The 12,185-nt window shown below is 42.3% G+C and carries 12 protein-coding genes; 7 read left to right on the forward strand and 5 right to left on the reverse strand.

Annotated elements, in window-relative coordinates; translation table 11 throughout:
- The first annotated feature begins 16 nt into the window (after positions 1-16).
- The 5 genes from GTQ48_RS11185 (at position 17) to GTQ48_RS11205 (ending at position 4,519) form a co-directional block, all read left to right on the forward strand.
- Positions 17-784: a hypothetical protein gene (locus GTQ48_RS11185; protein ID WP_239060086.1), complete on the forward strand. Its 768-nt coding sequence runs from the start codon at positions 17-19 to the stop codon at positions 782-784.
- A gap of 163 nt (positions 785-947) precedes the next feature.
- Positions 948-1,562: an OB-fold-containig protein gene (locus tag GTQ48_RS11190; protein ID WP_163106775.1), complete on the forward strand. Its 615-nt coding sequence runs from the start codon at positions 948-950 to the stop codon at positions 1,560-1,562.
- Positions 1,563-1,579: 17 nt separating this feature from the next.
- Positions 1,580-3,337, forward strand: a complete 1,758-nt coding sequence (locus GTQ48_RS11195; RefSeq protein ID WP_163106776.1) for a flotillin family protein — start codon at positions 1,580-1,582, stop codon at positions 3,335-3,337.
- 152 nt (positions 3,338-3,489) lie between these two features.
- Positions 3,490-3,666, forward strand: coding sequence for an oxidoreductase-like domain-containing protein (locus GTQ48_RS11200; protein ID WP_163106777.1), 177 nt, complete (start codon positions 3,490-3,492; stop codon positions 3,664-3,666).
- 94 nt (positions 3,667-3,760) lie between these two features.
- Positions 3,761-4,519 (forward strand): type 2 periplasmic-binding domain-containing protein, encoded by a 759-nt coding sequence (locus GTQ48_RS11205; protein WP_163106778.1) that lies wholly within the window; start codon positions 3,761-3,763, stop codon positions 4,517-4,519.
- A gap of 127 nt (positions 4,520-4,646) precedes the next feature.
- Here the strand turns inward: GTQ48_RS11205 and GTQ48_RS11210 are convergent, their stop codons facing one another.
- The 4 genes from GTQ48_RS11210 to GTQ48_RS11225 form a co-directional block, all read right to left on the reverse strand.
- Positions 4,647-5,102 carry a type II toxin-antitoxin system YhaV family toxin gene (locus GTQ48_RS11210; protein WP_163106821.1) on the reverse strand — a complete coding sequence of 152 codons (456 nt, stop codon included), beginning with the start codon at positions 5,100-5,102 and terminating at the stop codon, positions 4,647-4,649.
- Positions 5,103-5,122: 20 nt separating this feature from the next.
- On the reverse strand, positions 5,123-5,452 hold the full coding sequence (locus GTQ48_RS11215) for a type II toxin-antitoxin system PrlF family antitoxin (RefSeq protein WP_163106779.1): 330 nt from the start codon (positions 5,450-5,452) through the stop codon (positions 5,123-5,125).
- Between the two features lie 150 nt (positions 5,453-5,602).
- A complete protein-coding gene (locus GTQ48_RS11220; RefSeq protein ID WP_338023315.1) occupies positions 5,603-5,968 on the reverse strand; it encodes an RHS repeat-associated core domain-containing protein in 366 nt (121 codons plus the stop codon).
- Positions 5,969-6,096: 128 nt separating this feature from the next.
- Positions 6,097-8,097: a hypothetical protein gene (locus GTQ48_RS11225; RefSeq protein ID WP_163106781.1), complete on the reverse strand. Its 2,001-nt coding sequence runs from the start codon at positions 8,095-8,097 to the stop codon at positions 6,097-6,099.
- 503 nt (positions 8,098-8,600) lie between these two features.
- On the opposite strand from GTQ48_RS11225, the gene gtfA reads away from it, so the two are divergent.
- Entirely contained in the window at positions 8,601-10,100 is a 1,500-nt protein-coding gene (gtfA, locus tag GTQ48_RS11230) for a sucrose phosphorylase (RefSeq protein WP_163106782.1), read from the forward strand.
- 242 nt (positions 10,101-10,342) lie between these two features.
- Here the strand turns inward: gtfA and GTQ48_RS11235 are convergent, their stop codons facing one another.
- Positions 10,343-10,753, reverse strand: coding sequence for a winged helix-turn-helix transcriptional regulator (locus GTQ48_RS11235; RefSeq protein WP_163106783.1), 411 nt, complete (start codon positions 10,751-10,753; stop codon positions 10,343-10,345).
- Between the two features lie 126 nt (positions 10,754-10,879).
- On the opposite strand from GTQ48_RS11235, the gene GTQ48_RS11240 reads away from it, so the two are divergent.
- The gene (locus GTQ48_RS11240) at positions 10,880-11,875 is read left to right on the forward strand and encodes a YhdH/YhfP family quinone oxidoreductase (protein WP_163106784.1); all 996 of its coding nucleotides are present in this window, start codon (positions 10,880-10,882) and stop codon (positions 11,873-11,875) included.
- Positions 11,876-12,185: the final 310 nt, after the last annotated feature.

Here is a 12,185-nt window from a genome sequence, read left to right on the forward strand (position 1 = left end):
CAAAACTGGAGCTAAAATGAAAAAGTTACTCATTCTTCTCACTGCTTTTAGCCTTACCGCTTCTGTGCACGCGGTAAATGCCGATGATGCTGCTGCCATGTGCAAAGAAAACGGTAAACAGGTTAAAGCTGACTATACCATTAAAACTACAACGCATACCGCTACGGGGGCTGATGCGCACCATAGTATACGTGAGAGCAATCTGTTGTTGTGGCGAATGGACAATAAGGTGGCACACCAATATCCATCAACCCAAATTACTGAAGTTTACACACTGGTTCGCAATAAACTGATTAAACCCGTTCGTTACTTTGATGGCCACCAGCGCGCTATTGAATATCAGCCGGGTGAAACTATTCATGGCAAAAAAGAGACTGACTTCTCCTATCGTTATCAGCTTATTAGCGATACGTTTATCGATAATATGACGCTTGTAAGCTCTGAAGGTAAACACTGCAATCAAAAAGATACTTACACGCTTAAAACCGCCACAGGCTCTTTTTCATTAGTTTGGTTGCCACAACAACAATTGATAGAGCGCTTTGATATAGAGCAAGGCAATATGCATCGCACTTGGACACTAACCAACACAGATTATGAAGCAGACGTAAGCACCTTTTTCGCTAAACGCATTGATTATCAGTCAACGGATTACGCTGATATTGGTGACGATCATACCGACCCATTCCTTACAAAAATGGTCACTCAAGGCTTTATTGAAGCTGGTGCAAGTGGCTTCTACGATCAACATGGCCGTGCACTTGAAGGAGAGCACAACCATTAAGGTAATGTCGAACTTACGTTAATACCCTACGAGCTTAGTGATTGAGCAAGTATGCATGGCGCTGCTTGCTCGCCATGTTGTCGTTTACATTCTGTTGCTTTTTATTACTGGAATATATTTTAGGCTGTGGTATAAAAAGCCAACACGATCACGGATGATGTACATGACAGACCTTCTTTTATCCCCCTCAAATCTTTGGTTCAGCATAGCCCTAACCGCCATAGCCTTTATAGCCGTACTGGAACTGGTAAGCATGTTATTTGGGTTAAGCTTACTCGGCATTGGTGATGAGATTGGCGAGACTAGTGCCGACGGTTTTATGGGAACTGAGTTGGCAAGCTGGCTAAACATAAACAAAGTACCGTTTCTTGTCTGGCTAGTGGTTTTTCTTACCTGCTTCGGACTAAGCGGTATTACGATTAACGGCATAAGTTCACTTACTTTCAATACAGCACTGCCTAAACTGGTATCAGTGCCTGCCGCGGTAATATTGGGCCTTTTTATCACCTCAAAATCCGTATTTATCATTGCTCACCTTCTCCCAAGTGTAGAAACAAGTGCTATGCACAGCGACGATTTCGTAGGAGCCGTTGCACAAATTACTATAGGGCGAGCATCGAGAGGTAACCCTGCAGAAGCCAAGTTTACTGACAACTTTTCACAACCCCATTTTGTTTTAGTTGAGCCATTAGAACCGGAAGAGCTTTTTGATAAAGGCGAACGGGTAATATTGGTTCAGAAGAACCCACACAGCTGGTTTGCTACCCGCTATCAATAACGTAAAAGAGAAGAAGTATGGATACAATTCAAACCACTAATATGCCGTCTATTCTATTTGTTGCCGGCGCTATTGTTATTGGACTTATTGTTATAGGTTTAATATTTGCCAAGCTATACAAAAGAGCCACTAAAGAAACCGCCTTTGTCAGAACCGGACTTGGTGGTGAAAAGGTGATTAAGGACGGCGGAGCATTAGTGCTGCCTGTGGTTCACGAAATTATTCCTGTGAACATGAACACCCTTCGCATTGAAGTAGAAAAAACACAAAAAGACGCTTTAATAACGAAAGATAGAATGCGTGTAGATGTGAAAGCAGATTTTTACTTGCGAGTGGCGCCTAATGCCGGTGGGATCTCAATGGCAGCGCAAACCCTAGGGACGAGAACCACTCGTGCAGAGGAAGTTAAAAAGCTGATGGAATCGAAATTTGTTGATGTGCTGCGTGCCGTTGCCGCAGAAATGAGCATGACCGAAATGCATGAACAAAGAGCCGACTTTGTGCAAAAAGTGCAACAAAGCGTGGCGAACGATTTAGAGAAAAACGGATTAGAATTAGAGTCGGTAAGTTTGACTGGGTTTGACCAAACTGACCTTGAGTTTTTCAATGAAAATAATGCCTTTGACGCTGAGGGCCGAGCACGCTTAGCCAAGATAATTGAAGAAAAACGCAAAGAAACAAACGATATACAGCAAGAAAACCGCATTTTAATAGAGCAGCGTAATTTGGCTGCTGAAAAGCAATCTCTTGATGTTAAACGTGACGAAGAAGAAGCACGGCTTACTCAAGAGCAGGTACTTGCGTTTAAACGTCAGGAACAAAAAGCCGAAATTGCCAAACAGCGTGAAATGAAAGAGCGTGAAGAACGTGAAGCGGAAATTGCCAAAAATCGCGCGATTGAAGCCGCTGAAATTGAAAAGTCTCGAGAGATTGAAACCCAAGAGATAGCTAAGCGCCAAGCCCTTGAACAAGCAAGAATTCGTCAACAACAAGAAGTTGAAGTGTCTGAGCAAGTTAAGCAAATTGCGGTTGCTACCAAATCAGAAGAAGAGTCTGCCGCACGAGCAAAAGCAGCAGAAGCCGAAAAGCAAAAAGTTGAAAAAGAAGAAGCGGTACTAACCGCCAGGTCAGTAGCTGAGGCCGAACGTAAGAAGCAAATTGAAGTTATTGATGCGCGCAAAGAAGCAGAGCGCGAAGCGGTGAGTATTACTGTTGAAGCAGAAGCTAAAAAAGAAGCCGCAGAAAACAGCGCTCAGGCCATTTTGACAGAAGCAAAAGCATCGGCAGATGCCAAAATGCTTCAAGCTGAAGCAGATGAAAAAGTGCTTGCTGTTGAAGCGCAAGGTAAGCAAGCGCTGTATGAAGCTGAAAATACGCTGAAAAATGAGCAAATAGAGCTACAAAAATCATTAGCCATGTTGAAAATTCTACCAGAATTGGTGGAGCAAGCTGTGAAGCCTCTTGAAAATATCGAAGGTATTAAGATCCTTCAAGGCTATGGGCAAGGAGGCACATCCAGTACAGGAAGTCATACGGTTGCCACATCGGGCAGCGGGCTGGCCGAACAAGTCACTCAAGCTGCGCTGAACTATCGCGCCAACGCCCCTTTAGTAGATTCAATGCTAAGAGAAGTGGGTCTTGTTGATGGTGAAAAAGGTACGTTAAGCGACTTAATAACCGGAAACAGTGAGCTACTTGCGGGCACAGCAACACCGCCACAACAAACCAACGTAAGCGGAACGAAATTAAACGGCAGTGCGACACCTGAGGCATAAGCCAGAGAGTTAAATAAACACGTGCCGCAAGCACCTAGTCTATTCCATTGGGCTATAAACAAGGCCTCTATGCCTGGCATAGAGGCCTTTAATTTGAATTCCCCTTCACAGCACGACATAATCAGCCAAAGCCTACATCTTATTAATAATGTATGAGTGAGCACACCAAAAACAACTCGCCACCCGAACCTGAAAAACCGCTAAAAGACGATTGCTGTGGTGGCGGCTCCTGCTGCCCATGCGTTTGGGACGCCTATTTTGAAAAGCTAGACGAGTGGAAAGATAAGGTGAAAATGCTAGAGAAAGAGCGAGAAAATACCAACCAATAACAAAAATACACTAAAACCTCTCTGCTTGTGTATACTTAATAAACAGCGATGGGTGGGATTGCACTAGGTCGATAACTTGGTTTGTTGAAGTGTTATGAGAAATACAATAAAAAAACTAGCCTGTTTTGTTTTGCTGTTATGCGCATTCACAACCAGCGCGCTGAGCAACGAAGAAAAAGTATACCGAGTAGGGCTTGAGGACGTCGATTATTATCCGATGTTCACTAAGATTGACGAGCGGAGTAAAACAAGCTTTTTGGTTGACGTAATGGAGCTTTTTGCCGAGCGAAATGGACTGAAATTCGAATATATTCACTTACCCGTTACCCGCTTTGATGAATGGTACCAACAAGACGACATTGATTTTCGAATACCTGACAGCCCTATTTGGAGCGTCAAAACTGATAATCTCGTGTTCAGTCAAGGAATTATTAAATTACGCGCTGACACAGTAGTGTTGAAACAAGATGAGTCAAAACCATTGTCGTCGTTGAAAGTACTGGGTTCTCTTTACGGTTTTGTTCCAGGCCCTCATTGGCGGGACCACATTAGCGCTGGGCATACAAAATTTATCTATGAAAGCTCTATGAGTGTGCTGGTACGAATGCTGAAAAAAGGTATGATCGATGGCCTGGACGTCAGTATTTTCGTTGTGCATCACTATGCAAAACACTTAGGTTACAAACCAGAAGATTTTGTCGCATCTTCACAAGCACCAAGCACACACTTTAGCTATCAACTATCCACAATGTCTTACCCAGAAATTATCAAAGATTTTGATGCGTTTCTTGTCGCTTCTCAAAATGAGATAAGCATGCTCAAACAAAGAAAAAATATTTTTGATGTGAAGTAGCAACTTAAATGTCGTTGATAAACACCTATATTCATCATGTTCACTAAATCTTAGTATCGTGCCTGCAAATAAAATAATCTGAAATACGATCCAGGCTACCGTCCTTCTTGAGAAACAAGCGGTTCGCTTATGAAGAGAGAAATTCGCCCTTAGCTGCTTTTAGAAGATCATCCCAAACCTCGGGAGGATGACCAGCCTTCAACATCTTTTCGAACACTTTATAAGCATCTGTTTTGCTGCCGTATGCACGTTTATTTTTTTCATCATTCACCCATGCATAAACGATGACTTTCGACTCTAGGTGGTAGCGAAAAAAAAAACGGTATTGCTGGAAGAACTTAGCTCGAAACCAATGCTTGTTGTCATCACCTAATGTACTTCCTTGGCGAAATTCAGCATTGGTAGGATCATGTGGTATTAATTCAAAGATTAGTCTTTGAATTGCAGCCAATCGTTTCGTGGCATTCTTTTTAAGGTAGCCTTTTGGATCTTTCTTACGTAAAGCTTCAACTTGTGATTTGAGGCTAAGGTATTGCTCTTTAAACAACGGATGAGTGTAAAGTGTCCAACCATTTACAACCATTGGTATCGTTTTTTGCAAACTTACTCGTCCTCATCCAATAACGGAGCATCTAAGTCAATATCAACACCTTGAACCATCGCATCAACGCTTTCACGCATACTTGCTGATAACGGCTCTAGTCTTTCAGGATGAGCTTGCATATCACGCGCTATGAAAGATAAAAACTCGCCGAGCACAGGGTCACTTTCTTGTGCTTCTGCACGCGAAATAACAACACTGCCATCTGACTGAATAGCGTATTTAATTTTGTCTTTCTTGCCTAACTGCAACGCCTTACGAACAGGACTAGGCACTGTGGTTTGAAAACGGTCTGTAAGTGTTGATTCAGTTTCTAAAGCAACTTGTGCCATAACAACCTATACCTTTTACTTCTGTTATTGGTTTTGATTTTAGTATGAATTAAGAGGTAATGCAAATGCATTACCTCTTGTGGTGTGTGCTAGAAAATACTCAAATCACTCAACGCTGAGGTATGTGACTTCCCATACAATTCCGCAAGTTTAGATCGTGAGACTATATTCTTGGTCTCCTTCCTTGAATTTGTATACACCTTCAATTTTCTTTCTTTTTTTAATGGATTGTTTCATGGCTTTCTTAATACCATATTTAGCAGTGTTTTTGACTGTTGTGGCTGGGATTCCCGTAGTCTGTTCAAAAACTTCACCGCCAACTTCTTTTAAAATCCAAATAGCTGCAACTACTAACGGAATTTCACCTGTCGGGTCGATAAATTTATACGTGTTACTATTAGCATAAGCATAACGATTAAAGCCATGAGCAATCTTGCTATGACCCAAAGCTCCAACAGAATCATTTGAATAAAACCGACCTATGACGGGATCATAGTATCGTGCCTGCATATACACTGTAGTGCTATAACTCTGGTGAAAAGTAAACAGGCGTAAAAAACCCGGTTGCAGAACCGGGCTTTCAAATTACACTTTTAGGTGATGTCTAGGCTTATAAACATCAATTTATAACCCCCAACTCTGGCTTACTGTGGGTTTAACGGCATGTTCGAATTATACCGGAACTGCCCTTTTAAAGTTGGGTTGGTAAGTTCACAGCTCTGTTCAAAATCAACAGCTAAACTTTCGATCTTACCAGATTCATTGTATGACAATTCAAAAATTTCAAATCTACCGCTGCTTTGGTTGCATCCTCTTCCCGACCCAGTGAAACTTAAGCCCGGAGATGTGGGAGATTGAAAAGGATACCTTCTCGCCCCTTCATATATGCCTACACCAATAACTTGGTCGGATGGCGCTGCTAGGTCTAAATTCCACCAATCGTTTCCATTAAACGAAACGTCCAAATAGTTTGCACTTTCTTCGTAAGAGTTAACATTGAATACACCGTCCGCATCAGTATAGAACCTGCTTTGTCCCCCGCCGATATAGTCTCCTTGAGGACTGTCAAAGCTCAGTATCGTACTCATTGGTTCAACGTAACTGATAGTCAACTCTTCGGTCACGCTGTAACCTGAGGATGCAGTGATAACAACTTCTATAGAAAGATCGTCAGTTGCTTCTTCTGGTACGGTAAATCTCGTTTCTGCGCCAGTTGGATTGTCAAAAACCACTCCCGCGCTGCTACCCTCGCGCCACTGAAAAGAGAGCTCTCCGTTTGAGTTATTGGTTGTTTCTGCCGCATTAAGTAACGGAGTATCATTAAAACGGTATAGTTTTGATTGGCTAGTTATAGCTGGAATAATTTCATTGCTTGTTTGAATTGACGGCAAATATACATAGTCAATTTGACCGTTCGTCGCTACCACCTCGATATCTACCAAAGTATAGTTTCTATCAGCCTGAAGAGCGCGTTCAGGCGAAGCAATAACCATAGCCCCGTTAATTTCTATTGATGCAGGAGTATCGACATAAGGATACTCATTCGCACCAAATGCAAATTCACCATAGGGCGGGCTCACCGATTCTACTGGGCGAGAAAATAGTAGGGTAACACTGTCACTTAAACCAAACTTATCTAGCGAGGACTTATTGGCAACGGTGACAAAGGCAAAGTTATCTGAGCGAAATGGAAAAATATAGTCTGGCAATTGTGCACTAACGCCCATCATTGCGCCTTCGATTGCATCACCCCATTGCAATAAATAAGTGTCTGAATCGTACGATACATTGAAGTAAGTTGAATTTTCGACGAAATTTGCAGTTACCGTTACTACATCTGATGAAGAAGTAGAAATAGAAATCTCTCCCTCATTTGGATATTCATTTAAGTAGCCTGAGAAGCCTTGCAACTGTGAAATACTGTAAGTAGCTCCTAGCTCCTCGTCGTTTATACTTCCACTGACCCCGACTCGATACTTCGCAGTTTGATAATCATCCTGCTTTACAATCTCAAAATTGCTGAAAGTCATCACTTTTTGACTATTGAAATTAAGCGGTACGCTGCCTACTGTATTTACGATAAGTGAACTTTCTGATGTTTCACCCTCATACTTGACACGCATTACGCCATCAAGATTTATGACACCATCGATCGTTAAATCGCTTAAATCTACTTTTGCAGTAAAACTCTCATTCTCAGCAAATACTTCGATATCGTAAACAACACTCCCGTCAGCAACATCGTCTAAGCTTGCGACATAGCATTCACGATAATTAATGGTTACCGTATCCCCACCTGAAAACTCGCCATTACTGTCATTATCAGAATGCACTTGTTCAAATAATCCACCATTACTACAGCTTAGTTCGCCTGTTGAACCAGAGGTACGGTTAAGCACTAAAGTGTTTTGAGACATAAAGCCAATTTGTAGCATGCTATCCATGGCTGAGAGGCTACTTAATGCAGCCTGACTATCATAACCTGACAGCGTTATTGCAGGAGCAGAAGGTGGCGGATTTGACCCACTTCCAATATTCGAATTACCACCACTATCGCTACCTCCACCTCCACCACAGGCGGTGAGAATAAATAACGAACTTAACGACAAAATTGAGGTTTTATAGGCAAGATTACAGGCGAACATGGCCAGACTTCCTTTTCTATGTGATTGATATTGTTATCCTAGTACCCAGAGTATAAGCACAACAGCGATTGATGTTAATCTTTAAATGACATCAAGTAACAGATTCTTTCCTTTGAAAAAAATAAATAATCTCGCTAATACAATCGCTAACTCATTAAAATAATTAGCATTTCCAGACTCACTCTCGCTATTTTTCTTTTTAAAACGAACATCTTGTAACAAATTACCGCACTTTCTCACTTGCCTTGTACAAATAAACATCTCATTTACAAATCAACAATCCATTGCTATATTCTCCCATAGAAACTTAATCGATTAAGAAAAGCTCGAGTTATAAGGTCGTTAGGATTAACGACTCTACTCTCGTGTCACTGATTGTTAAGCTAAACCTCTACCTTATTGAAAGTGACTTTAATAAAGCGGTTCTTGCTTAATGGTATTCATTACATACCAAGGCGTGCTTACTGCGCCTACTGTAACAACCGTATTTTCGGAGAATTTCAATGTCTATAAGCAACGGCGTTCAGTTAATTACTTATGCAGATAGATTGGGCGATGGCAGTATCGAAAGCCTTAACAGCCTTTTAAATGGTGCACTGGCCAACTTATTTAAGGGTGTGCATTTATTACCATTTTATTATCCCTTTGATGGTGAAGATGCCGGTTTCGACCCTATTGATCATACAAGTGTCGATAAGCGTCTTGGCGATTGGGGCCATGTAAAGAAAATGGGTGAGTCTGTTGATATTATGGCAGACCTTATTGTTAATCATATGTCAGCGCAGAGTCAGCAGTTTCGTGATGTACTACAGCACGGTAAAGACTCAACATACTGGCCTCTTTTTTTGACTAAACAAGACGTTTTTAACAGTAAAGCCGACGCTGAAATTGATGCACAGATTGCACAGGTTTTTAGACCTCGCCCAACACCTTTTTTTAGCGACTATGATATTGCAGGCAATGAAACGGTACCTTTTTGGACGACATTCACCTCAAATCAAATTGATATAGATGTTGAGTCTGATCTTGGGAAAGACTACTTGTCGTCTATCCTTACTTCGTTTACCGAGAGTAATGTCGACCTGATTCGCCTCGATGCTGCGGGTTACGCCATTAAACGAGCTGGTACTAATTGCTTTATGCTTGAAGAGACTTTCGCGTTTATTGAAGAATTGAGCACCCGCGCGCGCTCTATGAACATGCAATGTCTTGTCGAAATTCACAGCCACTATCAAACGCAAATTGATATTGCTGCACGCTGCGACACCGTGTATGACTTCGCATTGCCCCCATTAGTGTTACATACCCTGTTTACTCAAGATGCAAGTGCCCTAGCCCACTGGTTATCTATTTCTCCACGCAACTGCTTTACTGTGTTAGATACCCACGACGGTATTGGCATTGTTGATGTTGGTGCAAATGGCGATAAGCCCGGACTCCTTGAAAACGAGGCGATAAACGCGCTTGTGGAACAAATACATACAAATTCAAACGGCGAGTCGAGAAAAGCCACCGGGGCTGCAGCGAATAATGTGGATTTGTATCAGGTAAACTGTACCTATTACGATGCACTGGGTAAGAACGACTTTAGTTATCTTTTAGCCCGCGCCATCCAATTCTTCAGCCCTGGTATTCCACAAGTTTACTATGGGGGCCTACTCGCCGCCGATAACGACATGGAGCTTCTGGCTAAAACCAATGTAGGCCGCGATATAAACCGCCCCTATTTGTCGACTAAAATGGTAGAAGAAGCCGTTGAAAAGCCGGTTGTTAAAGGGTTGTTTGAGCTCATTAAGTTACGAAATCACAGCAACGCGTTTAATGGTGATTTTTCTGTGTCGTATGAAGAAAGCTTGCTTGCTTTGAACTGGGAAAATCAAGGAGATAGCGCACGTCTTGAAATTGACTTTACGACTACTGATTTTAATGCTGTGGATGCCGCTATCCATATAAAAGATGGAGAGAAGACATCTACGTTGAAAATTAGTGAATTGTTAGGCTAATCGCCGCAACGACAATGCGAATGTAGTCAACACGAAAGGCTCGAAATTTCTGTTTCGAACCTTTCTTTCATTAAGAGCTTTGGCTTTAGAGGCTTGCTTTAAGAATCTTGTTTTGCAAGTATTTACTAAAAGCATCTTATATATGGGTGGCGTGTTTTGAGCCACTATTCTCACATGCGTATTGAGAGTATATTCACTAGCCTATGCTTTTTTAAAAGAAATTTTCTGTTTATGACCGGCGTTTAGCGATGATTATCGTTGTAATCTTTTCCCCATTCACATAACTGACGCAACGTAGGCTCTAATGTACGCCCAAGCTCAGTTAACGAATACTCTACCCGCGGTGGCACTTCGGCATAAACCTTACGATTTACAAGTTTATCTCGCTCTAATTCTCGCAACTGCTGGGTGAGCATTTTTTGTGTCACCCCTTGCAATCGGCGTCTTAACTGGCTGAATCGAAGTGTTTTGTGGCATAAGTGCCATAAAATCACGCCTTTCCACTTACCACCAATAATCTCAAGTGAAACAGCCACACCGCAAATATATTGCGGTGTTTCTTGATTGTTCTCACGCTCGCTTTCTTTTTCTATTTCGAGCTCACTATTATGCTCACTTAAGCGAGCACTATCCGTTTTTAATACTTGCGCCATGCTGCACCCTCAATAAAGCTCAATAGTTTCATTTTGGGTACTACCCTACTAAAAAGTGCATACTTGCACAAAATAAATTTACCGTCAGAATGGACTGCAAGTAAATAACAGTTAAGGAAAGCTACAATGACAACATTTCAAGCATTGCTCGTAGAGAAATCTGAAGATAAAACCTTTTCACGTTCTGTGGTTGAGCGACATGTGGATGAACTTCCTGAAGGGGCGCTTCTTGTAAAAGTAAAATACTCCTCGCTTAACTATAAAGATGCGCTTTCTGCTTCAGGCAATCCTGGCGTAAGCCGAAACTTTCCTCACACCCCAGGCATTGATGCAGCAGGCACTGTTGTGTCTTGCGATGATAACGCGTTTAACGAAGGTGATGATGTCATCATAACGGGCTACGATCTGGGTATGAATACTTCTGGAGGGTTTGCAGAATATATCCGAATTCCTTCGTCATGGGCGGTTGCCAAACCAGACGGCCTGTCGTTAAAAGAAGCCATGGTTTTAGGCACTGCAGGCTTTACCGCAGGATTGTCTGTACAAGGGTTAGTTGAAAACAATGTAACGCCAGAAGACGGCGAAATACTTGTCACGGGTGCAACAGGAGGCGTTGGAAGCGTCGCCGTGGCATTGCTCGCCCAAGCAGGGTTTAGCGTTGTAGGCTGCACGGGTAAAGACTCACAGGCCGACTTCCTTATGTCTTTAGGCGCTTCCCGCGTAATAAATCGCGATAGCTTGCTAGAGAATAAAGAACGCCCAATGCTTAAAGAGCAATACGCTGGTGTGGTGGACACAGTCGGCGGTGAGTTTCTTGCTCAGGCAATAAAGTCGACTCAATACGGTGGTGTGGTTACCTGTTGCGGGCTTACCGCTTCAGCTCAGCTTGATGTAAGTGTATTCCCCTTTATATTACGGGGAGTGTCATTGCTAGGCATAGACTCAGTACAGTGCCCCGTGCCACCTCGAGTAAAGCTATGGGATAAGCTTGCCGGTGATTGGAAACTTAATCAACTTGAAGCATTAACCACCGAGGTCGGTTTATCTCAGCTAGACGAAAAAATTGACGCTATTTTAAAAGGTCAGTTGTCTGGTCGTACACTGGTAAATTTAGACCTATAGCCAAGGCTTGTCCCTAACCGACTTATGCACTTTTTTTCGAGCTTGGACTTGTCAAGCGAGACAGTCTCAAGCTTGAGACTCTTAAGCTTAAAACTGTCAGATTTGAGACTGTCTCACTTGAGCGTAAAAAGCTCTGAGCATGACCAGTCTATGTCTGCTGATTTGGCCCTACTGGTTTAGGTGTGTTGATTTAGGGCTAGTAGAGTAAATCAATAGTGTAAAAGGCAAAGGGTGCAAAAGGCGAAAGTGCAAAAGTGCAAAAGACAGGAGTCTAATGCACTTTTTTAAGATGTGAGTTATTTAAAGGCCT

It is taken from the genome of Alteromonas genovensis (assembly GCF_010500895.1).
GTDB lineage: Bacteria > Pseudomonadota > Gammaproteobacteria > Enterobacterales > Alteromonadaceae > Alteromonas > Alteromonas genovensis.

Bases quoted from the DNA above. Each gene is read 5' to 3' on its own strand.
- GTQ48_RS11235 (WP_163106783.1), bottom strand. From the start codon at position 10,753: ATGGCGCAAGTATTAAAAACGGATAGTGCTCGCTTAAGTGAGCATAAT.
- GTQ48_RS11240 (WP_163106784.1), top strand. From the start codon at position 10,880: ATGACAACATTTCAAGCATTGCTCGTAGAGAAATCTGAAGATAAAACC.
- gtfA (WP_163106782.1), top strand. From the start codon at position 8,601: ATGTCTATAAGCAACGGCGTTCAGTTAATTACTTATGCAGATAGATTG.
- GTQ48_RS11190 (WP_163106775.1), top strand. From the start codon at position 948: ATGACAGACCTTCTTTTATCCCCCTCAAATCTTTGGTTCAGCATAGCC.
- GTQ48_RS11215 (WP_163106779.1), bottom strand. From the start codon at position 5,452: ATGGCACAAGTTGCTTTAGAAACTGAATCAACACTTACAGACCGTTTT.
- GTQ48_RS11210 (WP_163106821.1), bottom strand. From the start codon at position 5,102: ATGGTTGTAAATGGTTGGACACTTTACACTCATCCGTTGTTTAAAGAG.
- GTQ48_RS11205 (WP_163106778.1), top strand. From the start codon at position 3,761: ATGAGAAATACAATAAAAAAACTAGCCTGTTTTGTTTTGCTGTTATGC.
- GTQ48_RS11225 (WP_163106781.1), bottom strand. From the start codon at position 8,097: ATGTTCGCCTGTAATCTTGCCTATAAAACCTCAATTTTGTCGTTAAGT.
- GTQ48_RS11185 (WP_239060086.1), top strand. From the start codon at position 17: ATGAAAAAGTTACTCATTCTTCTCACTGCTTTTAGCCTTACCGCTTCT.
- GTQ48_RS11200 (WP_163106777.1), top strand. From the start codon at position 3,490: ATGAGTGAGCACACCAAAAACAACTCGCCACCCGAACCTGAAAAACCG.
- GTQ48_RS11195 (WP_163106776.1), top strand. From the start codon at position 1,580: ATGGATACAATTCAAACCACTAATATGCCGTCTATTCTATTTGTTGCC.